This is a genomic window from uncultured Sphingomonas sp. (assembly GCF_964244265.1).
Classification (GTDB): Bacteria; Pseudomonadota; Alphaproteobacteria; order Sphingomonadales; family Sphingomonadaceae; genus Sphingomonas.
The window spans coordinates 35,048-55,332 of sequence record NZ_CAXTHV010000006.1 but is presented as its reverse complement, the minus strand read 5'-3'; the positions used below and the strand labels follow the sequence as shown (position 1 = coordinate 55,332).

Here is a 20,285-nt window from a genome sequence, read left to right as displayed (position 1 = left end):
CCTTTTCGTGCGTCTTGCTTATGCATGCTCGGTGGATGAGTGGAGTTGTGTGGATGCTTGCCCCGCTGCCATGCGGTCGCCCGACGTGCTGCAACAGGACGCCATTCTGTTACAGAAATGTTGCATTCCTGTAATATAGATGTCATCATCCCATCATCGAACCGTAATCCGGCTTTGTACCGGAACCATCGGGAGGTCGACGATGCGTACATTGCTCCTTGGACTTTCGATCATCGGCACGTTGGTCAGCCTGCCGGCCATCGCGGACGACCGGATCGGCTATGCCCAGATCCGGGCGGGCGACTATAGTGCAGCCGAGCGGATGATCCAGGCCGAGCGCCGTATCTATCCCAACAAGCCCGAACTCCTCCTCAACCTGGCGGTCGTGTACAACCGTACGGGTCGCGAGAAGGAGGCGTCGACCCTTTACCGCCGGGTACTGGCGCAGCCCGAGGTCATGCTCGATACGGCGACGGATAGCATGTCGTCATATGCGGTCGCGCGCGCCGGCCTGGGCCAGACGGATTTCGCATCGCGCTGAAGGCGCGTTTCACCTGACGGAAATCCGTTCTTTCAAGAATTTCTAAATGGACTCATCGTATCCGGTCCGGTGGGCCCGCCGGCCCCGGCGGTAATCGTCCATTACCCGCCGATCATCGTGATCGGCGCATGATGCATCACAGCCGGGGCAGGGTCACGCCGCGTTGGCGCATATATTTACCCGCGCGGTCGGCATAGCTGGTCTCGCACGGCTCGTTGCCCTTGAGGAAGAGGAACTGGCAAGCGCCTTCATTGGCGTAGATCCTGGCCGGGAGCGGCGTGGTGTTCGAGAATTCGAGCGTCACATGCCCCTCCCATTCCGGCTCCAGCGGGGTCACGTTGACGATGATCCCGCACCGCGCATAGGTCGATTTGCCAAGGCAGATTACCAGCACGTCGCGCGGCACGCGGAAATATTCGACCGTGCGCGCCAGCGCGAAGCTATTAGGCGGGATGATGCAGATGTCGGTCTTGCGGTCGACAAAGCTGTTGGCGGCGAAGTTCTTAGGGTCGACCGTCGCCGAATCGACGTTGGTGAAGATCTTGAACTCGTCGGCGACCCGGGCATCATAGCCGTAGGAGGAGAGCCCATAGCTGATGCAGCCGTCGCGGCGCTGCGCCTCGACGAACGGCTCGATCATGCCGTGCGTGGTCGCGGCCTCACGAATCCAGCGGTCGGACAGGATGGACATAGCGGCTCCCCTTTTCCGGCGCCGCTTTCGCGGCAATGTCGGCAATCGGCAAGCACGTTTCAGGATAGGGAGGAACAGACGTCAGACGTCCGCCACCTCCCGGCCCAGGCTTGCCGGTCCAAAGGCGTGCGGCAGTAGGTCCGACAGCCGATATTCCTCGACAGCGCCGCCGGTCAGCCCCGAACAGAAGATCGACAGGTCGCGTCCGCCGACCTGCGCGGCCTCGTTCAGGACTTGGCGGCAGCGCCCGCAAGGCAGGACCGGGGTGTCGCCGGCGCCCTCCGTCATCCCGCCGACAATGCCCACCGCGACCACGTCCGCCATCCGCCCCGCCGCGCTGGCCGAGGCGATCGCTACCGTCTCGGCGCACAAGGACAGGCCATAGCTCGCATTCTCGACATTGGCGCCGCTGACGATCGCGCCATCGGTCATCAACAGCGCAGCACCGACCTTGAATCGCGAATAGGGCGCGTAAGCATTGCCCGCCGCCGTGCGCGCCGCCGCGAGCAGCGTGGCGGCGGGCGATCGGTCGGTCGTCATCGTCATCCCCGAATGTGCAGCACGCAGATCAGCGTAAACAGGCGTCGCGCGGTATTGAAATCGATCTCGATCTTGCCGTCCAGCCGCTCGCCGAGCAGCCGCGCGGCATCGTCATGGACCCCGCGCCGCGCCATGTCGACCGTCTCGATCTGCGCCGGCGTCGCATTGCGGATCGCGGCATAATAGGAATCGCAGATCGCGAAATAGTCGCGGATCGGCCGGCGCAGGGTGCCGAGCGACAGGATCAGGGTTTCCAGCGGGCTGTCGTCCTCGCGCGCGAGCGACAATACCAGGCGCCCTTCCTCGACCCCCAACGTCAGCAGATACGGGCCCGCATAGCCGTCGGGATAGACGCGCCACGGCCGGAATAGATTGCCCTCGATCAGGTCGTATATCGCGATGCGCCGTTCCTGTTCGACATCGGCGTTGCGCCACAGGATCGAGCGCTCGTCGAGTCTCACGTCCTTGATGCGATGATCGGCCACGATGCACGTCCTACCGTGGCGGGGGGGGATTATCCACAATCGCCTGTGTCGGCCCGTTGGCCCCCGGCGATGCGGCGCGTACAAGCCGTGGATGGCCACCGCGATCCTTCCCCATCCCCGCCCCGATGCCCCCGCGCTGCCGCAGAATGTCGAGGCGGAGGCGGCGTTGCTGGGCGCGATGATGATCGACAACCGCATCGCCGACGACATCAGCCGGCTCAGGCCCGATCATTTCTTCGAGCCGCTGCACGGACGGATCTTCGCCGCGATCAAGACGGTGCGCGACAAGCAGCTGAATGCCACCCCGGTCACGCTGCGGCCAATGTTCGAGGCCGATCCGGCGATGATCGAATTGGGCGGGCCGGGCTATCTCGCCCGGTTGACGGGCAGCGGCGCTGGGTTGATCGGGGCGCGGCAGTTCGCCGATCAGATTTATGACCTGGCGATGCTGCGCACATTGATCGGTGTCGGGCGCGAATTGATCGACAAGGCGATGGATACGTCGAAGGAAGTCAATCCGCGCGGCCAGATCGAGGAGGCCGAGGAGGCGCTGTTCAAGGTGGCGGGCGACGACGCCGGCGAGAATATCGTCAAGACCTTTGCCCAGGCGACGATGCTGGCAGTCGAGATGGCCGACCGCGCGCTCAATTCGGGGGGGGGCGTGTCCGGCGTGACGACGGGACTGTCGTCGATCAACGGCAAGATGGGCGGCCTGCACCGCTCCGACCTGATCATCCTCGCCGGCCGCCCCGGCATGGGCAAGACGAGTCTGGCGACCAACATTGCGTTCAACGCCGCCCAGCGCTGGATGCAGGATGACGAGGACCGGATCGAGGACAAGAAGCGCGTCGGCGCCAAGGTCGCGTTCTTCAGCCTCGAAATGTCGGCCGACCAGCTCGCCACGCGCGTGCTTGCCGAACAGGCGCGGATCAGCAGCCAGGACCTCCGGATGGGCAAGATCAGCCAGGCGGAGATGGACCGGCTGGTGGTGACCGCCGGCCAGCTCCAGAACCTGCCGTTCGTGATCGACGACACGGCCGGACTGACCATCGGACAATTGCATACCCGCATGCGACGGCTGCAGCGCCGGCACCAGGGCGCGATCGGGCTCGTCGTCGTCGACTATCTCCAGCTGTTGTCGGGCAGCGGCCGGCACGCCGGCGAGAACCGCGTCCAGGAGATTTCGGAGATCAGCCGCGGTCTGAAGACCCTGGCCAAGGACCTCAACGTGCCGGTGCTGGCGCTGTCGCAGCTGAGCCGCGCGGTCGAACAGCGCGAGGACAAGCGCCCGCAGCTGTCGGACCTGCGCGAATCGGGATCGATCGAACAGGATGCCGATGTCGTGATGTTCGTCTATCGCGAGGATTATTACCTCCAGGCCAAGGAGCCCAAGCACCCGGCACCCGGCGACGACGCACGCGTGTTCGAGGACCATGCCCGCTGGTCCGACGACATCCAGCGCATCGCGGGGCTGGCCGAGCTGATCATCGCCAAGCAGCGCCACGGCGCGACGGGCAAGGTGACGCTGCGCTTCGAGCCCGAAATTACACGGTTCAGCGACTATGCCGGTGCGTGACGCCCCGCCGGGGGTGTTGGCGCCGGCGTCATCGCGGCGTTGATGGCGAGCGCAGGCGCCGGAGCGGGCGATAGGCGATCGTCGCCTTGCCTTCGGCCCTGACCGGCATGAACAGCCCGCCGCCGGTCACCCTGATGCGGCCATTGGCGACGTCGGTCACGTCGACCGACAGGATGAAGTCGCCCTCGCGACGCTGGCCGATCGCCTTGCGCGCGGCGGCCAGCACGCGCTGGTAATCGGGTGCGAAATCGTGGGTCAGCGAGCGGCGGACGCCTTCCTGGACGCGGGCATCGTTGAACAAGGCGAACAGCACGTTGACGATTCCGCTGTCGGTGGTCCCGGCGAGCTGGACGTCGCGGGCGCGGACGACCTGCGAACCAGGGTCGTTATAGGGTAGCGCCGACAGCCAGATCTCGCCCTTGGTGGTGGTCAGCGTGCTGGCGCGGGCACGCGCCTTGGCCTCCACGCCGATCGCAATGTGCCCGCCGGTGGTGGCGTAGACCGTCACCTTGCCGAATTCGGCGTCGACCGGCCCGACGCCGCGCAGGGTGATGCCACGCGCGGCGATCTTGCGCAGCGTGCGCTGGATCACCAGCTCTAGCTGGGCGTAATCCGCCACGACCGGCACGAAGAACCTCAGGCCCGGCGTTCCCGCCGTGCGCGTCGGCGGGGGCAGGGGAGTGGCGACCGGATCGGCCGGACGGTTGCCGACGAACGTCTCGGTCAGCGCCTCGCCGGACAACAGCATGCTAAGCTGGCGGCCGGCGATGCGATAGCCGCCGAACCCGAGTTGCCGCGGCGTCACCCGCAGCCATGCCGGCGGCTTGTCGCGGTTGAGCTCGATCGTCGTGAAGGCGCGGCTCCAGACGGCGGCGAGCCGCTGGCGCAGCCGCAGCTTGGCGAGTTCGCCGGGCAGCGAGCGTTCGAGCCCCGCGATCACGCCCTTCAGCTTGGCATCCGCCTTGCTGGCGAAGGTGATCCGCTTGCCCAGGAAGTCGATGCCGGGCGGGTCCTTCCAGTCATAGGCGATCGCCACGCTGGCGCGGGGCGACCAGTCGCGGGCGATCGACAGGCGGGCGACCGCACGCACGACGGCGCTGCCGGTCGCGGTCTTGTTCTTGATGATCCCACCAACGTCCTGCGCGCTGATCGCGGCATGAACAGGGAAGGTGACGATCAGCGTGTCGCCCCGGCCGCTGAGCGAAATCGTGCCGCGGGTCACCTGGCCGACGATCCGGCAGCCGATATCGGGCAGCACCTTGACCTTGCCGATCTTGAGTTTGCCGATGCCGATCTTGACGCGCTGCGCGGGCAGGCAATCGGGCTTGCGCTCGTCGATACGCCACAATTGCCGTGGCGCCGATCGGTTGATCCCGGCGGCGAGCTGGTCGAGATCGGCGGTAACCGGCACGACGATGATCGATGATTGCGCGGGAAGCGTCGTCGCCTCGTCGATGCGCGGCGGCGCGGGATTGCTGACGTTGCGCGCGCAGCCCCCGGCCACGGCGACGCCCGCCAGCGCAAGCATCCTCGCAAACCGCGTGAGATCGACCCTCAAGCTGTTGCCGTCGCCTCGTCGCATCGGCGGCACCATATACCGAATGAGGAATCGATCCAGTGCGCAACCCGTCCGTCAGCCGTCCGTCAGAATGCCGGTTCCTCGCCGGGTTTTTCGGGGACGTGAATGCCGCATTCGGTCTTTTGCCAGCCGCGCCAGCGCCCCGCGCGGGGATCCTCGCCCGCCAGCACCTTGCTGGTGCAGGGCAGGCAGCCGATCGAGGAATAGCCGTCGGCCTCCAGCGGATGGCGCGGCAGGCCGAATTCCGCGAAATAGGCGTCGAGATCGGCCTTCAGCCAATCGCCCAGCGGATTGACCTTGAGCCGCCCGTGTTCGATCTCGAACCGGGCGATGTCCTGCCGGGTCTGCGACTGGAACGCCTTGCGTCCTGAAATCCAGCTGTCGAGCCCGGCCTTGGCGCGGCGGAGCGGCTCGACCTTGCGTATGTCGCAGCAGCCGTCCGGGTCGTACGACCAGCGCAGGCCGTTGGCATCCCTGGCCGCCAGAGTATCCGCCTGTGGTTCGAGGGTGCGATGATCGGTCAGCCCGAAGGCGGCGAGCAGCGTGTCGCGATAGGCAAGCGTTTCCGGGAACATCTTGAGCGTATCGACGAAGATCACCGGGGTCGCCGGATCGGCCCGTGCGACCAGGTGGAGCAATACCGCGCTTTCGGTTCCGAACGACGACACCACCGCCGTCCTGCCCAGCATGTCCGCAGCGAACAGGGTCTTGAGCATGTCGAGCGTGTCGACGCCGGCGAACCGATCGTTGAGCGCGGCTGCATCGGCCTGGATAAAGGCGGGACGAACGTCGATCAGGTCCAGCTTGCGGATGGGCTCACCCATGGCGCAATTTCCAGACAGGCACCGCGGCATCGGCGGCGCGCTGATACACATGGTCATAACGGCCGAGCGATGCCGCAAGCGTCGTGCGGTCGATCGCGGCGATGGGGGCGAAGCTGTCGAACCCGCACCGCCGCATCAGCAGCATCTGGTCGACCAGCACGTCGCCTGTTGCGCGCAACTCGCCGGCATAGCCTGCCTCGCGCAGGAGGCGCGCCGCCGAATAGCCGCGCCCGTCGCGAAAGGTGGGGAAGGCGATCTCGGCCAGCGCAATGCGGTCGAGGTGCGGCAGCAGCGCGCGCGCGTCGTCGGCGGATTCGAGCCGGACCGCGGTGGCGTTGGAGGCGCCGAGGAACACGGCAAGCGCGACCGGCGTCTCGCCGACCGGCACGTCGTCGCGAAGACGAAGGGAGGCGTCCGCCTTTCCCAAGAAGCGACCGTCAACCATAGATCGCCTCCTTGAACGGCGCCATGCCGACGCGGCGATAGGTATCGAGGAAGCGTTCGCCGTCGCCGCGCACGGCAAGGTATCTGTCGGTCACGCGCTCGATCGCGTCGACGATGCCGTCCTCGTCAAATCCGGGGCCGGTGATCCTGCCGAGCGACACATCCTCGGCGCCCGATCCGCCGAGCAGGAGCTGGTAATTCTCGGTGCCCTTCTTGTCGACGCCCAGGATGCCGATATGACCGGCATGGTGGTGGCCGCAGGCGTTGATGCAGCCGCTGATCTTGAGCTTGAGTTCGCCCAGATCGCGTTGCCGCCCGGGATCGGCGAACCGCGTCGCGATCTTCTGCGCCACCGGGATGGACCGGGCATTGGCCAGGCTGCAATAATCCAGCCCCGGGCAGGCGATGATGTCGCTGATCAGGTCGAGATTGGCCTCGGCAAGGCCGGCCTTCCCCAAGGCCGTCCACAATGCCGGCAGGTCGGCCTGGCGGACATGCGGCAACACGATGTTCTGGGCGTGGGTAACCCGCAATTCGTCGAAGCTATAGCGTTCGGCGAGGTCGGCCATGGCGTCGATCTGCTCGGCCGAGGCGTCGCCGGGGATGCCGCCTGTGGGTTTCAGGCTGATGGTGACGATGGCGTAGCCGGGCTGCTTGTGCGGCTTGACGTTCTGGTTGCGCCACCTGGTGAAATCGGGGGCGAATTCGGTATCGTTCGTCGCGCCGGCCGATGCCGGGGCGATGAACGGCGGGGGCGCGAACATCGCCGTGATCCGCTCCAGTTCGGCTGCCGGGGGATCGAGCCCCAGCGTCTTGACGTGGGCGAACTCCTCCTCGACCTGGCGGCGATACTCGTCGGCGCCGATTTCGTGGATCAGGATCTTGATCCGCGCCTTGTAGATGTTGTCGCGCCGGCCGTAACGATTGTACACGCGCAGGCACGCCTCGACATAACTGAGCAGGTCGTCGGCGGTGACGAACTCCTTGATTTCCGGCGCGATCATCGGCGTGCGGCCCATGCCGCCGCCGACGAACACCCGGGCGCCGAGCACGGCATTCCCGTTTTCGTCGGTCCGCTCGACCAGCTGGATGCCGATATCGTGCAGCCGCATCGCCGCGCGATCCTCGTCGGCGGCGATCACCGCGATCTTGAACTTGCGCGGCAGATAGCTGAATTCGGGATGGAAGGTGCTCCACTGGCGGAGCAGTTCGGCCCAGGGGCGCGGATCGGCGACCTCGTCGGCGGCGGCACCGGCGAACTGGTCCGAACTGATGTTGCGGATGCAATTGCCCGACGTCTGGATGGCATGCATCTCGACCGTGGCGAGATCGGCGAGGATGTCGGGCGCCTGATCGAGCTTGATCCAATTATACTGGATATTCTGCCGCGTTGTGAAATGGCCGTAGCCGCGATCGTAGGTGCGGGCGATGTGCGCGAGCATCCGCATCTGGCGGCTGTCGAGCGTGCCGTAGGGAATGGCGACGCGCAGCATATAGGCGTGGAGCTGGAGGTAGAGGCCGTTCATCAGCCGCAGCGGCTTGAACTGGTCCTCGGTCAGCTCCCCGGCGAGGCGGCGCGCGACCTGGTCGCGGAATTCGTCGACGCGCGCGTCGACGATCGCCTGGTCGTACCGATCGTATCTATACATTGGTTCCTCCCACCGAGGATGTCACAGCACCACCTCGGGCGACACGCCAGGCTTCAGGGTCAGGTCCATCCGCACCGTCGGCCCCAAGGCGCGGACGCGGTCCTTGATGTGCGCCGGGCGCGGGCCGTCCGGGGCGGCGGCGGCGTCGATCACATAGGGCGCGTTGACCAGCCGCGCGGCTTCCTGGGCGGTCGCGATAACGGCGCCTTCCTCGCCGACATCGACGGCATCCTCGACATGGCGCGACCAGTTCGAGCCGGTCCACCAGATGACGTCGCCCGACGCCAGGTCGTTTCCGGTCACTATCCTCATGCCTGGGCGCTTTCGGCAATCCGGGCCCAGCGCGCCAGCTTGTCCTCGGCGTCGGACAGGTCGACAACCTCGCCGACGACGATGATCGCCGGGCTGACGACACGTTCGCGCGCCACCATCTGGCCAAGGTCGGTGAGCAGGGTCCTGAGCGCGCGATGTCCCGCCAGCGTGCCTTTTTCGAGCACGGCGACCGGCATGTCCGGCGTCACCCCGTCGGCGATCAGCTTGTCGGCGATGTCGGCCGCGGTGGCGACGCCCATGTAGATCACCAGCGTCCGGCCCTTGCCCGCCAGCCCCGACCAATCCTGGTCGGCCAGGCCCTTGCACTGGCCGGCGACGAAGCTGACCACGCTGGCATGGTCACGATGGGTCAGCGGCAGCATCGCCTCCGCCGCGCAGCCCAGCGCCGCCGAAACGCCGGGAACGACCTCCACCGGCAGGCCCGCGGCGCGCACCGCCTCGACCTCCTCGCCGCCGCGCCCGAAGATGAACGGATCGCCCCCCTTCAGCCGCACGACGATCGCGCCGGTCCTCACATGCGCGACGATCAGCGCGTTGATCGCCTCCTGCGGCAGGGTATGCCGCGCGCGCTGCTTGGCGACCGAGATGCGGTGGGCGCCCGCCGGCACGAGATCGAGCACGCGCGGGTCGATCAGCCCGTCATGGACGACGACATCGGCGACCCCCAGCGCCTCGACCGCGCGCACGGTGAGCAGCCCGGGATCGCCGGGCCCGGCCCCGACCAGGATCACCCGGCCGCGCGATGAAGGATCGAGAAGGTTTGCCATTTCCATCAGATGGTCCGTACGGCGTTGCGACGCAATTCACGCATAGTTTTCGCAGCGCAAGCGGAGCTATGGGATCACCCGTCGCGCAGGCCGATGCCGATCGTCGCGCGTGCCGCGTCCGATTCGTTGCTCACCACCGGATAGGCGCAATAATCGGCGGCATAATAGGCGCTGGGCCGGTGGTTGCCCGACCAGCCGATGCCGCCGAACGGCGCCGACGAACTCGCGCCGTTGGTCGGGCGGTTCCAGTTGATGATGCCGGCGCGGGCATTGGCCCAGAACCGGTCGTAGAGATCCGGGTCCTGGCTGACGAGGCTGGCCGACAGGCCGTAGCGGGTGTTGTTGGCTTCTTCGATGGCGGCGTCGAAATCGTCCGTTCGGATCACCTGCAGGATCGGGCCGAACAGCTCGACGTCGCCCCGCGCCGCCGTCGTCATGTCGATGATGCCCGGGGTCAGGAACGGGCGATCGGCGACGGGGCGGCCGATATGGCGGATCGGGCGCCCGCCCTGCACCATCATCGCGAGGAAGCTTTCGGTCAGCTGGTCGGCGGTCTCGTTGTCGATCACCGGGCCCATGAACGGCGCCGGATTGTCGTGCGGCGCCCCGACGATCAGGCGATTGGCAAGCTTGACGATCTCCGCCACCAGCGGTTCGTAGAGAGCGTTATCGACGATCAGCCGCCGCGCCGCGGTACAGCGCTGGCCGGCGGTGGCGAAGGCCGATTGCACCACCAGCACGGCGGCGGCGTGGAGATCGGGCGTGCTCCACACGATCATCGGGTTGTTGCCGCCCATCTCCAGCGCCAGGATCTTTTCCGGATGCGCGGCGAACTGGCGGTTGAGCGCAAGTCCCGTGGCCGCCGAGCCGGTGAACAGCAGCCCGTCAATGCCGGGATGGCCGGCCAGCGCCTTGCCTTCCGCGGGGCCGCCGACCAGTAGCCGGACGCAGCCTTCCGGTATCCCGGCCTGGCGCAGGCAGTCGATCAGGAACGCGCCGGCGGCGGGCGCCTTTTCGGACGGCTTGAACACCACGGCATTGCCCGCCAGCAACGCCGGCACGATGTGGCCGTTGGGCAGGTGCGCGGGGAAATTATAGGGGCCGAGCACCGCCAATACCCCATGCGGCTTGTGACGCAGCGCCATGCGGCTGCCCATCGGCGAGTCCAGCCGCCGCTGGGCGGTGCGTTCCGAATATGCGGCGACCGAAATGTCGACCTTGGCGATGACGCTGTCGACCTCGGCCTGCGCTTCCCACAAGGGCTTGCCGGTATCGCGCGCGATCACGTCGGTGAACGCCTCCGCTTTAGTGCGGACGACATTGGCGAAGCGGCGCATGGTCTCGATGCGGTTGGTGACCGGGCGCGCGGCCCAGGCCGCCCAGCCGGCGCGGGCGGCGGCGACCTCGGCATCGACATCGCCGATCGGCCCGCGCCACAACGCGGCGCCGGTCGCCGGTTCGGTGGAGATGAGGTCACCGGTCATGGCCGGAGCCCTTGGCCTAGTTCGCCGACTTTTGCCACCCGTCCAGCGCCTCGCCCATTCGGCGGATCGCGGCGATCTTGGCGTGGAAGGGGGCCCAGTCGTCCGCAGTGTCGATCGCGCGCCAGATCGCCTCGACCTCGTCGATCAGCATCGCGCACGGCTCGGGATCGGCAAAATACGGGTGGCCGCGCCCCTGGCGGATTGGCTCGAACGCCGCAAACAGCGCGCGCGCGTCGTCCCACGCCGCGCCATAGCCCGGGGGCAGAGCGCCGCCATAAGCGTCGAAGAAGAACCGGTCGATCGACACGCCGGTCGCCGTCAGCGTCTGGCCGATCGCCTGGACCAGCAATGCCGCCGCCTCCGGCGACGATTTGTGCAGGCCGAGACGGCGGAGCGCCCGGTTACCCAGCGCGGCACGGTAATGAGCGCCGAACCGTTCGAGGCATGCGATAAGCGGAGGCGCCTCGCTCAACAGCCTGAGCGACGCCGCCAGCTGGCCGACGTCCCAATGGATCGCCTCGGGCTGGCGGCCGAAGGCGTAGAGTCCGGCATGGTCGAAATAGGCGGCAGTGAAACTCGCATCCCAGGTCGGCGCGAATCGCCACGGCCCGTAATCGAAGCTTTCGCCGGTGACGTTGATATTGTCCGAATTGAGCACGCCGTGGACGAAGCCGGCGATCATGTAGCTCGCCGCGAGACGCGCGGTATGCGCGACGACCAGATCGAGGAACTGCGCCACCGGATCGGCGCCGGCCGGCACCCTGAACAGCTCGGCGAGGCAATAATCGACCAGTCGGCGCATGCCCGCCGCATCGCCCTCGTAAGCGAGGCGCTGGAAGGTGCCGATGCGGATATGCCCCAGGCTCATCCGCACCAGCACCGCCGACCGCGTGGGCGACGGCTCGTCGCCGCGATCGAGCGCCTCGCCGGTCTCGATCAGCGAGAGGCTGCGCGAGGTGCGCACGCCCAGCGCCTCCAGCATTTCGCTCGCCAATATCTCGCGCACGCCGCCTTTCAAGGTCAGGCGCCCGTCGCCGAACCGGCTGAACGGCGTCTGCCCCGAACCCTTGGTGCCCAGGTCGAAAAGGTCGTCCCCGCCACCGCGCAGCTGCGCGAAGGTGAAGCCGCGCCCGTCGCCGATATCGGGATTGTACACCCGGAACTGGTGGCCGTGATAGCGCAGCGCCAGCGGCCGGGTGAGCGTTCCCGGCAGCGGATCGAACCGGCCGAAATATGCCAGCCATTCTTCGTCGGTCAGCGCATCGAGTCCGACCTCGCTTGCCGCGCGATCGTTGCGGAAACGCAGTATCGTCCGGGGAAAGCGCGCCGCGTCGACGGGCACGTAGAACGTATCGCCCAGGGCCAGGATGGCGGTTTCGGGGCGATAAGCTTGCGGGTCGACGGGCATCCCGTGATATGAGGGCGCCGCCCATAAGGACGCAACCATGGCCGAGTATGAAAATCGCTACTGGTGGTCCAATGACGGCGTGCGGCTGCACTATCGCGACTATCCCGCGCGCAATGCCCTGGCGGAGGGGCGGCCGCCGATCCTGTGCCTGCCCGGGCTGACCCGCAACGCGCGAGATTATGCCGACCTCGCGGCGCGGCTGTCGGCCGGCTGGCGCGTGCTCGCGATCGAGCTGCGCGGTCGCGGCGACAGCGGCTATGCCAAGGATCCGATGAGCTATGTCCCGCTGACCTATGTCCAGGACATCGATGCGTTGCTTCGCGAGCTGGCGATCGAGAGGTTCGTCGCGTTCGGCACCTCGCTGGGCGGCATCCTGACCATGCTGCTGGCGTCGGCGGCGCCCGAACGGATCGCCGCGGCGCTGATCAACGATGTCGGCCCGGCGATCGAGCCGGCCGGGCTCGGCCGCATCCGCGGCTATGTCGGCCGGGCCAATACCTGGCCGACCTGGATGCATGCCGCGCGCGCGATGCAGGAGGGCAATGCCGATATCTATCCCGGCTGGACGATGGAGCAATGGCTGGCAATGGCCAAGCGCCTCTACCGGCTCAACGCGGCGGGGCGCATCGTGCTCGACTATGACATGAAGATTGCCGAGCCTTTCCGGGTTCCGGGCAACGAGGCCGGCCCAGACATGTGGCGCGCGCTGGCGGCGTTGCGGGAGGTGCCGACGCTGCTGGTGCGCGGTGCGCTGTCCGACGTGCTGGGCGCCGATACGCTGGCGCGGATGCAGGCCGCGCTCGACCGGGCGGAAACGGTCGTTGTCGCCGAGGTCGGACATGCGCCGACGCTGTCGGAACCGACGGTGACGCAGGCGATCGACCGCCTGCTGGATCGCGTTGCCAAGGAACCTCGGGCGGCCTGACGCGTCTCCTGGCATGAACGGGAGAAGCGGATGGAATTGGCGATCGATCGACCGGCGACGGATGTTGCCGCGGACGGTGATGCCAGGCCGCTTGCGGGCCGTCGGGTGGCGATCACCGGCGGCACCACCGGTATCGGCCGGGCGATCGCGATAACCCTGGCGCGGGCCGGCGCGCGGATCTTCATCTGCGGCCGCAGCCAGGACCATCTGGACGATGCGCTGGCGGCGATCGGCGATGTCGGGCAGGGCGACGGCATCGCGCTCGACCTTGCCGACCCCGACAATAACGTGCTGTTCATCGATCGCGCCGTTGCCGCCATGGGCGGGATCGACGTCGCCGTCTTCAACGCCGCGATCGCGGCGGGCGCTCTGACCGACATGGACGAGGCCGACCTGCGCCGGGCCATCGCCACCGATTTCACCGCCTATCTGCTCGGCGCGCATGCCGCCGCCGGGGTGCTGGGCGACGACGGCGCGATCGTGCTGATCGGATCGATGTCGGCGCATGTTCTCGGGCCGAAATCGACCGTCTATGCGGGGATCAAATACGGCATTCAGGGTTTTGCCGAGGCACTACGCCGCGAATTGGGACCCAAGGGCATAAGCGTGTCGCTGGTCGAGCCCGGCAAGACCGGCAGCAACATGCAATATCCCGACATTCCCGACGACAAGCAGCGCGAGATGATCGGGAAGGAAGAGATGCTGCGGGCCGAGGACATTGCGGCAGGCGTGCTTTACCTACTGGTCCAGCCGCGCCGGGTGGTCGTCCAGCAGCTGACGATCGTGCCGCGCCTGTCCGGTGGCGAATAGCCCGGGCCGCCACGATCCGGCGCCGACGCCGACGCCAGAAGGATATGCGCCACGATGACGTCATACAGCTTTGACGCGCTGGTGCTCGATCCGCGCGACATCGACCTCGGCCAGGGGCCGCTCGCCGGCCGGATCGATGCCGAGACCTATGTGCTGGGCGCCTTCAACCCCGGGATGACGCGCCTGCCCGACGGCAACCTGCTGCTGATGGTCCGCATCGCCGAAGCGCTGAAGAAGCCGGTCTTCGACGGGCATATCCACGCCATCCGCTGGGATGCGGGCACCTATCGCCTCGACGCGTGGCCGCTCGAACATGTCGACACCGCCGATCCGCGCAAGTTCGTGATGCGCGGCGGTGGATGGAAGGTGATGGCGCTGACCAGTCTGTCCTGGCTGCTGCCGGTCGAGCTCGATGCCGAGGGGCGATCGGTGGTGGCGATCCATTACGACCGGGCGATCGCGCCGCGCGCGCCGTACCAATGCTATGGCGTCGAGGATGCGCGGATCAGCAAGATCGGTGATCGCTGGCTGATGACGACCTGCTCGGTCAGCCCGGAACGCCATTCGACGACGCTCTATACTTCCGATGATGCCCGCGACTGGCGGCTGGAGGGGATCGTCCTCGATCACCAGAACAAGGACATGCTGATCTTCGAAGGGCTGATCGACGATCGGCATTGGGCACAGACGCGGCCGCTCGGCGATCTCTACTTCGCCTATCCGCCGGGCAGCGAATGGCGCGCGGGACCGTCGATCAACCTGGCGACCTCGCCTGACGCGCTGCACTGGAAGCCGTGCGAGCGGCCCGGTATCCGCCCGCATGCGGCAACCATGGCGACCGCGCGGATCGGCGGGGGCAGCCCGCCGGTTCTGACGGACAAGGGCTGGCTGACGCTGTGGCACGGCGTCGAGCCGTCGGGCGTGGTCGGCATCTATCGCACCTATTGGTCGCTGCTCGATGCCGGCGATCCGTCGATCGTCGTCGGCGGTGCGCATCACCCGCTGCTGGCGCCCTCGCCGGCCTTAACCGAGCCGCTGAAGGACCTGATGTACCTCGATGACGTGGTGTTCACGACGGGGATCGCGGATGGCGGCGATCATTATGTCGTGGCCAGCGGTGAGGCCGATCTGGCGTGCCGCATCACCCATGTTCCCAAATCGGCGCTGGGGCTCGCTTGATCGCGCGGGGCAAAGCCCGGTAACGCATGCGCGATGGCCGCGCCGCTCAACATCCTCCACATGCATTCGTCGTTCAGCCTGGGCGGCAAGGAGGCGCGCGCGGTACGCCTGATGAACGCGTTTGGCGACACCGCGCGGCATATGATCGTCTCGGGGGTGGCCGACCAGCTCGATGCGCGCGACGCGATCGCCCCGGGCATTCGTTACGAGATCGCGCAGGACCCGCCGCCGCTGACCGGCCGGCCGTCGGTCGCCCGGTACGAGCGGATCGCCAGGTTCATGCGCCGCTTCGACCTGGTCCTCAGCTATAATTGGGGGGCGATCGACGCAGTGATGGCGAAGCGCGTATTCGCCAGGGGGGCGCCGCCGGTGGTCCATCACGAGGACGGCTTCAACGCCGACGAGGCGGCCCGGCTGAAGCCCGAACGCACGATCTATCGCCGGATCGCCTTTCCCGCCGCCCATGCCGTGGTGGTGCCGTCGCGGACGCTGGAATGGGTGGCGACCACGCTCTGGAAACAGTCCGCGCCGCGGCTGCGCCGGATCCCCAATGGCATCGCGACCCCGGCCTATGCCGGCAAGCCCGACGTCCGGGCGATCCCCGGGTTCCGCCGCCAGCCCGGCGAAGTGGTGGTCGGCGCGCTGGCCGGGCTGCGCGCGGTCAAGAACCTGCCGGCCCTGGTCCGCGCGGCGGGCGGGGTCTCGGCGCGGCTGCGTCTCGTGATCGTTGGCGAGGGACCGGAACGCGCGGCGATCGAGCAGGCCGCGGCGGCGATGGGCATGGCCGACAAGGTGCTGCTGCCGGGCTTCCTGCCTGATCCGCATCGCTATGTCGGCCTGTTCGACATCATCGCCTTGTCGTCGATGAGCGAGCAGTTCCCGATCTCTGTGATCGAGGGAATGGCCGCCGGGCTGCCGGTGGCGGCGATGCCGGCGGGGGACATCAAGGCGATGGTATCGTCCGAGAACCAGCCGTTCATCACCGACCATAGCGGCGAGGTGGCGCTGCGCGACGCGATCGAGAAGCTGGCGCTCGACCCCGCGCTGCGCAAGGCGGTGGGGCGTGCCAACCAGGCAAAGGCTCGTGCCGAATTCGACGAAGCGGCGATGATCGCGGCGTACGCCGCTCTGTATGGCGACGCCGCCGGACGCCCGGGAACACTGGCCGGCATGCCGGGGTGATGCTATTTTCTCGCGCCGCCGCATCCGCGCGCTATACCGTACGTTCCTTTTTCAGGAGACGCGCGTGTTCAAGGGCCTGAAGCCGATCATCTATAACGGCGGCGAGGTATGGCCGCTGGTCGAAGGCGGCAAGGGCGTGGCGGCGACCAATCATGCCTCGGCCGGGGCGTGGGCCGCGGCCGGGGGGATCGGCACGGTCAGCGCGGTCAACGCCGACAGCTATGATCCCGAGGGTCGGATCATTCCCCAGATTTACCGCGCGCTGAACCGCCGCGAGCGCCACGAGGAGTTGATCGACTATGCGATCGAGGGCGCCGTCCAGCAGGTCAAGCGCGCCTTCGACATCGCCGGCGGCAAGGGCGCGATAAACATCAATGTGCTGTGGGAAATGGGCGGCGCGCAACGCGTGCTGCACGGCGTGCTGGAGCGGACCCGCGGGCTGGTCGCGGGCGTCACCTGCGGCGCCGGCATGCCGTACAAGCTGAGCGAGATTGCCGCGTCATACAACGTCAACTACCTGCCGATCATCAGTTCGGGCCGTGCCTTCCGCGCGTTGTGGAAGCGGGCTTATTCCAAGGCGTCGGAATGGCTGGCGGCGGTGGTCTATGAGGATCCCTGGCTGGCCGGCGGGCATAACGGCCTGTCCAATGCCGAGGACCCGCTGGTCCCGCAGGACCCCTATCCGCGCGTCTGCGACCTGCGCGCGACGATGCGCGAAGGCGGGATTTCGGACGAAGTGCCGATCGTGATGGCCGGCGGGGTCTGGTATCTGCGCGACTGGAACGACTGGATCGACAATGACGAGCTCGGCGCGATCGCCTTCCAGTTCGGCACCCGCCCGCTGCTTACCAGGGAAAGCCCGATTCCCCAGGCGTGGAAGGACCGGCTGACCACGATCGAGGAGGGCGACGTCCTGCTCCATCGCTTTTCGCCGACCGGTTTTTATTCCAGCGCGGTGCGCAATCCGTTCCTCCGCCACCTGGAGGCACGGTCGGAGCGGCAGATCGCCTTTTCGACACAAGAAGCGGGAGACCACAATTTCCAGCTCGACGTGGGCGTGAAGGGCAGAAACTTCTGGGTGACGCGCAACGACCTGCTGCGGGCCCGCGCCTGGTTCGGCGAGGGCTTTACCGACGCACTCAAGACCCCTGACAATACGCTGGTGTTCGTCACGCCCGACGAAAAGAACGTGATCCGCAAGGACCAGGCCGATTGCATGGGCTGCCTGTCGCAATGCGCGTTTTCGAGCTGGGCGGATACCGCGACCAACTCGACCGGGCGGCTGGCCGACCCGCGCAGCTTCTGCATCCAGAAGACGCTGCAGGACATCGCGCATGGCGGCCCGACCGAGGAGAACCTGATGTTCGCCGGCCATTCGGCGTATAATTTCAAGCGAGATCCATTCTATTCGAACGGCTTTGTGCCCAGCGTGAAGCAATTGGTCGATCGCATCCTGACCGGCGATTGACAAAAGGCACTGTCCACAATGTCGCTGACGATGTGGACGCGAGTTGGTGATGTCCAATGCTATGACGTTAAACGTCAGGGTGGATGACGCACTCCAGGAACATATTGCCGCCTGCATTGGCAAACGGCGTGTACGACAATGCCAGTACGTATGTTCGCAACCTTATCCCCCGCGATTTGCAAAGGGATGAGCATATTGGCGCGATCGCCATCGTCGCCATCCTCCACGAACGGCTGCACCAAATCGAACGTTTACGCCGACTCATCGAGGGCGAGGATTAAACCCACCCTTCCAGCACCTGGTCGGGCGGGCGGTGGCCGTCGGTCCAGTGCTGGATGTTGCGGATCACGCGCTCGCCGGTCGCCGCGCGGCCTTCGTAGGTTGCCGATCCCATGTGCGGCAGCATGACGACGTTGGGCAGCGCCAGCAGGCGCGGGTCGATCGCCGGCTCGTACTTCCAGACGTCGAGCCCGGCGCCGGCCAGCCGTCCGCCCTTCAGCGCCTCGACCAGCGCCTCTTCGTCGACGATGCCGCCGCGCGCCGCGTTGATGACATAGACGTGCGGCCCCATCAGCGCGATGCGGCGGGCATCGATCATGTTCTCGCTGTCGGCGTTGCGGGGGGTGTGGATCGTCAGGATGTCGATCGCCCCCAGCATCTCGTCGAGGTCGCCGTGCCAGGTCGCGCCGAATTCCTCCTCGGCAAGCAGCGGCAGGCGGCGGCGATTATGGTAGTGGATCGTCAGCCCGACGCTGCGCGCGCGGCGCGCGACGGCCTGGCCGATGCGGCCCATGCCGACAATGCCCAATGCCTTGCCGCCGACGCGGTGACCCAGCATCCCGCCCGGGCTCCAGCCCTTCCACTCGCCCGACCGCACCAGCTTCTCGCCCTCGGCCAACCGGCGCGGCACCGACAGGATCAGCGCCATCGTCATGTCGGCGGTGTCCTCGGTCAGGACCCCCGGCGTATTGGTGACGATGATGCCGCGCGCGCGCGCCGCGGGCAGATCGATATGGTTCACGCCGGCACCGAAATTGGCGATCAGCTTCAGCCGGTCGCCCGCCGCCTCGATCAGGTCGCCGTCAATCGCATCGGTCACGGTCGGCACGAGCACGTCGGCATCGGCAAGCGCGGCGACGATGTCGTCGCGGCTCATCGCGACATCGTCGCGGTTCAGCCGGGCGTCGAACAGCGTCGCCATCCGGTCCATGACCGCGTCGGACAGCTCGCGCGTCACGACCACCCGCGGCTTCCGTCTCGAACTGGGCATGGCACAGGCTTGGAGTAGCCACCTGTCCAGGTCAACTCGGTTGATGGACGGCCCTGGCAAAAGCTAAAGGTGCAGACCAATGGTGAATGGGGGAGAACAGTCGGTGCGAATCGCCAAAACCCTGTCGACGATCGCAGCGCTTGCCCTGATTGCGCCGGCGCTGGCGGCGCTGGTCGAGCGCAAGCCGCCTTATTACGCCTCGATCACCGCCGCCAAGGCGCGGATGCGGACGGGGCCGGGGAGGGTCTATCCGGCCAGCTGGATATACCGCCGCGCCGGCCTGCCGGTAAAGGTGATCGGCAGCTTCAACGAAAAATCGGGCCCGGTCTGGCGCAAGATCGAGGATCCCGACGGCACGCAGGGCTGGATGCAGTCGAACCTGATCTCGGACAGCCGCACCGCAATGGTGACGGGGGTGATCGCCGAACTGAAGGACACGCCGCGCGTCGCCGGCAAGGTGCAGTGGCGCGCGGCCCCCGGCGTGGTCGGGCGGATCGGCAAGTGCCGGCGAGGCTGGTGCTGGTTCGATGTCCATGGCCGGGCCGGCTATGTCGAGATCAGCCATCTATGGGGGGTCGAGGCGAGCGAGGCGCTGGAGTGACGTTCGAGCAAGTGAGGTTGCGGGACGTGAGGATCGAGGTCGATGATCTCTCCCGGCCGCAGGTCATCGCGCTGATCGACCATCATCTGCGCGAGGCGCATGCCAATTCACCCCCGGGCCAGGTTTTCGCGCTGGGCCCTGCCGGCCTCCGCGACCCGGCGATGACGGTGTGGACGATGTGGGAGGATGACGCGTTGCTGGCGATGGGCGCGCTCAAGCGGCTCGATCCGAACCATGGCCCCGAGCATGGCCCCGACCATGGCGAGGTCAAGTCGATGCGGACCGCGCCCGCTCACCTGCGCCGCGGGCTGGGCGGGCTGATGCTCGGTCATCTTGTCGCCGAGGCGCAGCGGCGCGGCTATCGCCGGCTGAGCCTGGAAACCGGCAACAACCGCCAATATGCCCCGGCATGGGCGATGTACGAGCGGGCGGGTTTCGTCGCGTGCGGCCCGTTCGCCGACTATCGGGACGAGAGCTTCAGTCGGTACTTCACTATGGAGCTATAGCCCGGCGTGTCTTGCGTGGGCGC

The 20,285-nt window shown here is 67.1% G+C and carries 22 protein-coding genes; 10 read left to right on the top strand and 12 right to left on the bottom strand.

Features of this window, described 5'->3' with window-relative positions; translation table 11 throughout:
* Nucleotides 1-202 precede the first annotated feature (202 nt).
* Nucleotides 203-541, top strand: coding sequence for a tetratricopeptide repeat protein (locus ACFE7K_RS03720; protein WP_375396817.1), 339 nt, complete (start codon nt 203-205; stop codon nt 539-541).
* 136 nt (nt 542-677) lie between these two features.
* Here ACFE7K_RS03720 and dcd read toward each other — a convergent pair whose 3' ends face one another.
* The 3 genes from dcd to ACFE7K_RS03705 all read right to left on the bottom strand — a co-directional run bounded on the left by dcd (nt 678) and on the right by ACFE7K_RS03705 (nt 2,257).
* Nucleotides 678-1,232, bottom strand: a complete 555-nt coding sequence (dcd, locus tag ACFE7K_RS03715; RefSeq protein WP_375396816.1) for a dCTP deaminase — start codon at nt 1,230-1,232, stop codon at nt 678-680.
* Between the two features lie 81 nt (nt 1,233-1,313).
* Complete coding sequence (gene cdd / locus ACFE7K_RS03710; protein ID WP_375396815.1) at nt 1,314-1,778, bottom strand: cytidine deaminase; 465 nt, start codon at nt 1,776-1,778, stop codon at nt 1,314-1,316.
* Nucleotides 1,775-2,257 carry a UPF0262 family protein gene (locus ACFE7K_RS03705; RefSeq protein WP_375396814.1) on the bottom strand — a complete coding sequence of 161 codons (483 nt, stop codon included), beginning with the start codon at nt 2,255-2,257 and terminating at the stop codon, nt 1,775-1,777. The genes cdd and ACFE7K_RS03705 overlap by 4 nt, the downstream gene beginning before the upstream one ends.
* Before the next feature lie 91 nt (nt 2,258-2,348).
* Here ACFE7K_RS03705 and ACFE7K_RS03700 point away from each other — a divergent pair, with 91 nt between their 5' ends.
* Nucleotides 2,349-3,833, top strand: a complete 1,485-nt coding sequence (locus ACFE7K_RS03700; protein WP_375396813.1) for a replicative DNA helicase — start codon at nt 2,349-2,351, stop codon at nt 3,831-3,833.
* A gap of 28 nt (nt 3,834-3,861) precedes the next feature.
* On the opposite strand, the gene ACFE7K_RS03695 is transcribed toward ACFE7K_RS03700, so the two are convergent.
* From ACFE7K_RS03695 to ACFE7K_RS03660, 8 genes are all read right to left on the bottom strand, one after another.
* On the bottom strand, nt 3,862-5,361 hold the full coding sequence (locus ACFE7K_RS03695) for a DUF4403 family protein (RefSeq protein WP_375396812.1): 1,500 nt from the start codon (nt 5,359-5,361) through the stop codon (nt 3,862-3,864).
* Between the two features lie 116 nt (nt 5,362-5,477).
* The gene (locus ACFE7K_RS03690) at nt 5,478-6,236 is read right to left on the bottom strand and encodes a phosphoadenylyl-sulfate reductase (RefSeq protein ID WP_375396811.1); all 759 of its coding nucleotides are present in this window, start codon (nt 6,234-6,236) and stop codon (nt 5,478-5,480) included.
* A complete protein-coding gene (locus ACFE7K_RS03685; protein WP_375396810.1) occupies nt 6,229-6,681 on the bottom strand; it encodes a DUF934 domain-containing protein in 453 nt (150 codons plus the stop codon). The genes ACFE7K_RS03690 and ACFE7K_RS03685 overlap by 8 nt, the downstream gene beginning before the upstream one ends.
* Nucleotides 6,674-8,329: a nitrite/sulfite reductase gene (locus tag ACFE7K_RS03680; RefSeq protein ID WP_375396809.1), complete on the bottom strand. Its 1,656-nt coding sequence runs from the start codon at nt 8,327-8,329 to the stop codon at nt 6,674-6,676. Before ACFE7K_RS03680 ends, ACFE7K_RS03685 begins: the two co-directional genes overlap by 8 nt.
* 21 nt (nt 8,330-8,350) lie before the next feature.
* Entirely contained in the window at nt 8,351-8,641 is a 291-nt protein-coding gene (locus tag ACFE7K_RS03675; RefSeq protein ID WP_375396808.1) for a DUF2849 domain-containing protein, read from the bottom strand.
* Nucleotides 8,638-9,429 carry a uroporphyrinogen-III C-methyltransferase gene (gene cobA, locus ACFE7K_RS03670; RefSeq protein WP_375396807.1) on the bottom strand — a complete coding sequence of 264 codons (792 nt, stop codon included), beginning with the start codon at nt 9,427-9,429 and terminating at the stop codon, nt 8,638-8,640. The genes ACFE7K_RS03675 and cobA overlap by 4 nt, the downstream gene beginning before the upstream one ends.
* Nucleotides 9,430-9,503: 74 nt before the next feature.
* Nucleotides 9,504-10,913, bottom strand: coding sequence for a succinylglutamate-semialdehyde dehydrogenase (gene astD / locus ACFE7K_RS03665; RefSeq protein ID WP_375396806.1), 1,410 nt, complete (start codon nt 10,911-10,913; stop codon nt 9,504-9,506).
* A 16-nt stretch (nt 10,914-10,929) separates the two neighbouring features.
* Nucleotides 10,930-12,321 (bottom strand): protein adenylyltransferase SelO family protein, encoded by a 1,392-nt coding sequence (locus ACFE7K_RS03660; protein WP_375396805.1) that lies wholly within the window; start codon nt 12,319-12,321, stop codon nt 10,930-10,932.
* Between the two features lie 37 nt (nt 12,322-12,358).
* On the opposite strand from ACFE7K_RS03660, the gene ACFE7K_RS03655 reads away from it, so the two are divergent.
* From ACFE7K_RS03655 to ACFE7K_RS03630, 6 genes are all read left to right on the top strand, one after another.
* Nucleotides 12,359-13,246 (top strand): alpha/beta fold hydrolase, encoded by an 888-nt coding sequence (locus tag ACFE7K_RS03655; RefSeq protein ID WP_375396804.1) that lies wholly within the window; start codon nt 12,359-12,361, stop codon nt 13,244-13,246.
* 30 nt (nt 13,247-13,276) lie between these two features.
* Nucleotides 13,277-14,056 (top strand): SDR family oxidoreductase, encoded by a 780-nt coding sequence (locus ACFE7K_RS03650; RefSeq protein WP_375396803.1) that lies wholly within the window; start codon nt 13,277-13,279, stop codon nt 14,054-14,056.
* Nucleotides 14,057-14,110: 54 nt separating this feature from the next.
* Nucleotides 14,111-15,235, top strand: coding sequence for a glycosidase (locus ACFE7K_RS03645; protein WP_375396802.1), 1,125 nt, complete (start codon nt 14,111-14,113; stop codon nt 15,233-15,235).
* Nucleotides 15,236-15,268: 33 nt separating this feature from the next.
* A complete protein-coding gene (locus ACFE7K_RS03640; RefSeq protein WP_375396801.1) occupies nt 15,269-16,417 on the top strand; it encodes a glycosyltransferase in 1,149 nt (382 codons plus the stop codon).
* Nucleotides 16,418-16,481: 64 nt separating this feature from the next.
* Nucleotides 16,482-17,885: an NAD(P)H-dependent flavin oxidoreductase gene (locus ACFE7K_RS03635; protein WP_375396800.1), complete on the top strand. Its 1,404-nt coding sequence runs from the start codon at nt 16,482-16,484 to the stop codon at nt 17,883-17,885.
* A 128-nt stretch (nt 17,886-18,013) separates the two neighbouring features.
* The gene (locus tag ACFE7K_RS03630; protein WP_375396799.1) at nt 18,014-18,166 is read left to right on the top strand and encodes a hypothetical protein; all 153 of its coding nucleotides are present in this window, start codon (nt 18,014-18,016) and stop codon (nt 18,164-18,166) included.
* On the opposite strand, the gene ACFE7K_RS03625 is transcribed toward ACFE7K_RS03630, so the two are convergent.
* Complete coding sequence (locus ACFE7K_RS03625) at nt 18,163-19,155, bottom strand: 2-hydroxyacid dehydrogenase (RefSeq protein WP_375396798.1); 993 nt, start codon at nt 19,153-19,155, stop codon at nt 18,163-18,165. The two genes, ACFE7K_RS03630 and ACFE7K_RS03625, sit on opposite strands and share 4 nt — an antisense overlap.
* Nucleotides 19,156-19,258: 103 nt before the next feature.
* Here ACFE7K_RS03625 and ACFE7K_RS03620 point away from each other — a divergent pair, with 103 nt between their 5' ends.
* A complete protein-coding gene (locus ACFE7K_RS03620; protein WP_375396797.1) occupies nt 19,259-19,756 on the top strand; it encodes an SH3 domain-containing protein in 498 nt (165 codons plus the stop codon).
* A 26-nt stretch (nt 19,757-19,782) separates the two neighbouring features.
* On the top strand, nt 19,783-20,262 hold the full coding sequence (locus tag ACFE7K_RS03615; protein ID WP_375396796.1) for a GNAT family N-acetyltransferase: 480 nt from the start codon (nt 19,783-19,785) through the stop codon (nt 20,260-20,262).
* Nucleotides 20,263-20,285: the final 23 nt, after the last annotated feature.

Bases quoted from the DNA above. Each gene is read 5' to 3' on its own strand.
- ACFE7K_RS03720 (WP_375396817.1), top strand. From the start codon at position 203: ATGCGTACATTGCTCCTTGGACTTTCGATCATCGGCACGTTGGTCAGC.
- dcd (WP_375396816.1), bottom strand. From the start codon at position 1,232: ATGTCCATCCTGTCCGACCGCTGGATTCGTGAGGCCGCGACCACGCAC.
- cdd (WP_375396815.1), bottom strand. From the start codon at position 1,778: ATGACGATGACGACCGACCGATCGCCCGCCGCCACGCTGCTCGCGGCG.
- ACFE7K_RS03700 (WP_375396813.1), top strand. From the start codon at position 2,349: ATGGCCACCGCGATCCTTCCCCATCCCCGCCCCGATGCCCCCGCGCTG.
- ACFE7K_RS03695 (WP_375396812.1), bottom strand. From the start codon at position 5,361: ATGCTTGCGCTGGCGGGCGTCGCCGTGGCCGGGGGCTGCGCGCGCAAC.
- ACFE7K_RS03690 (WP_375396811.1), bottom strand. From the start codon at position 6,236: ATGGGTGAGCCCATCCGCAAGCTGGACCTGATCGACGTTCGTCCCGCC.
- ACFE7K_RS03685 (WP_375396810.1), bottom strand. From the start codon at position 6,681: ATGGTTGACGGTCGCTTCTTGGGAAAGGCGGACGCCTCCCTTCGTCTT.
- ACFE7K_RS03680 (WP_375396809.1), bottom strand. From the start codon at position 8,329: ATGTATAGATACGATCGGTACGACCAGGCGATCGTCGACGCGCGCGTC.
- ACFE7K_RS03675 (WP_375396808.1), bottom strand. From the start codon at position 8,641: ATGAGGATAGTGACCGGAAACGACCTGGCGTCGGGCGACGTCATCTGG.
- cobA (WP_375396807.1), bottom strand. From the start codon at position 9,429: ATGGCAAACCTTCTCGATCCTTCATCGCGCGGCCGGGTGATCCTGGTC.
- astD (WP_375396806.1), bottom strand. From the start codon at position 10,913: ATGACCGGTGACCTCATCTCCACCGAACCGGCGACCGGCGCCGCGTTG.
- ACFE7K_RS03660 (WP_375396805.1), bottom strand. From the start codon at position 12,321: ATGCCCGTCGACCCGCAAGCTTATCGCCCCGAAACCGCCATCCTGGCC.
- ACFE7K_RS03655 (WP_375396804.1), top strand. From the start codon at position 12,359: ATGGCCGAGTATGAAAATCGCTACTGGTGGTCCAATGACGGCGTGCGG.
- ACFE7K_RS03650 (WP_375396803.1), top strand. From the start codon at position 13,277: ATGGAATTGGCGATCGATCGACCGGCGACGGATGTTGCCGCGGACGGT.
- ACFE7K_RS03645 (WP_375396802.1), top strand. From the start codon at position 14,111: ATGACGTCATACAGCTTTGACGCGCTGGTGCTCGATCCGCGCGACATC.
- ACFE7K_RS03640 (WP_375396801.1), top strand. From the start codon at position 15,269: ATGGCCGCGCCGCTCAACATCCTCCACATGCATTCGTCGTTCAGCCTG.
- ACFE7K_RS03625 (WP_375396798.1), bottom strand. From the start codon at position 19,155: ATGCCCAGTTCGAGACGGAAGCCGCGGGTGGTCGTGACGCGCGAGCTG.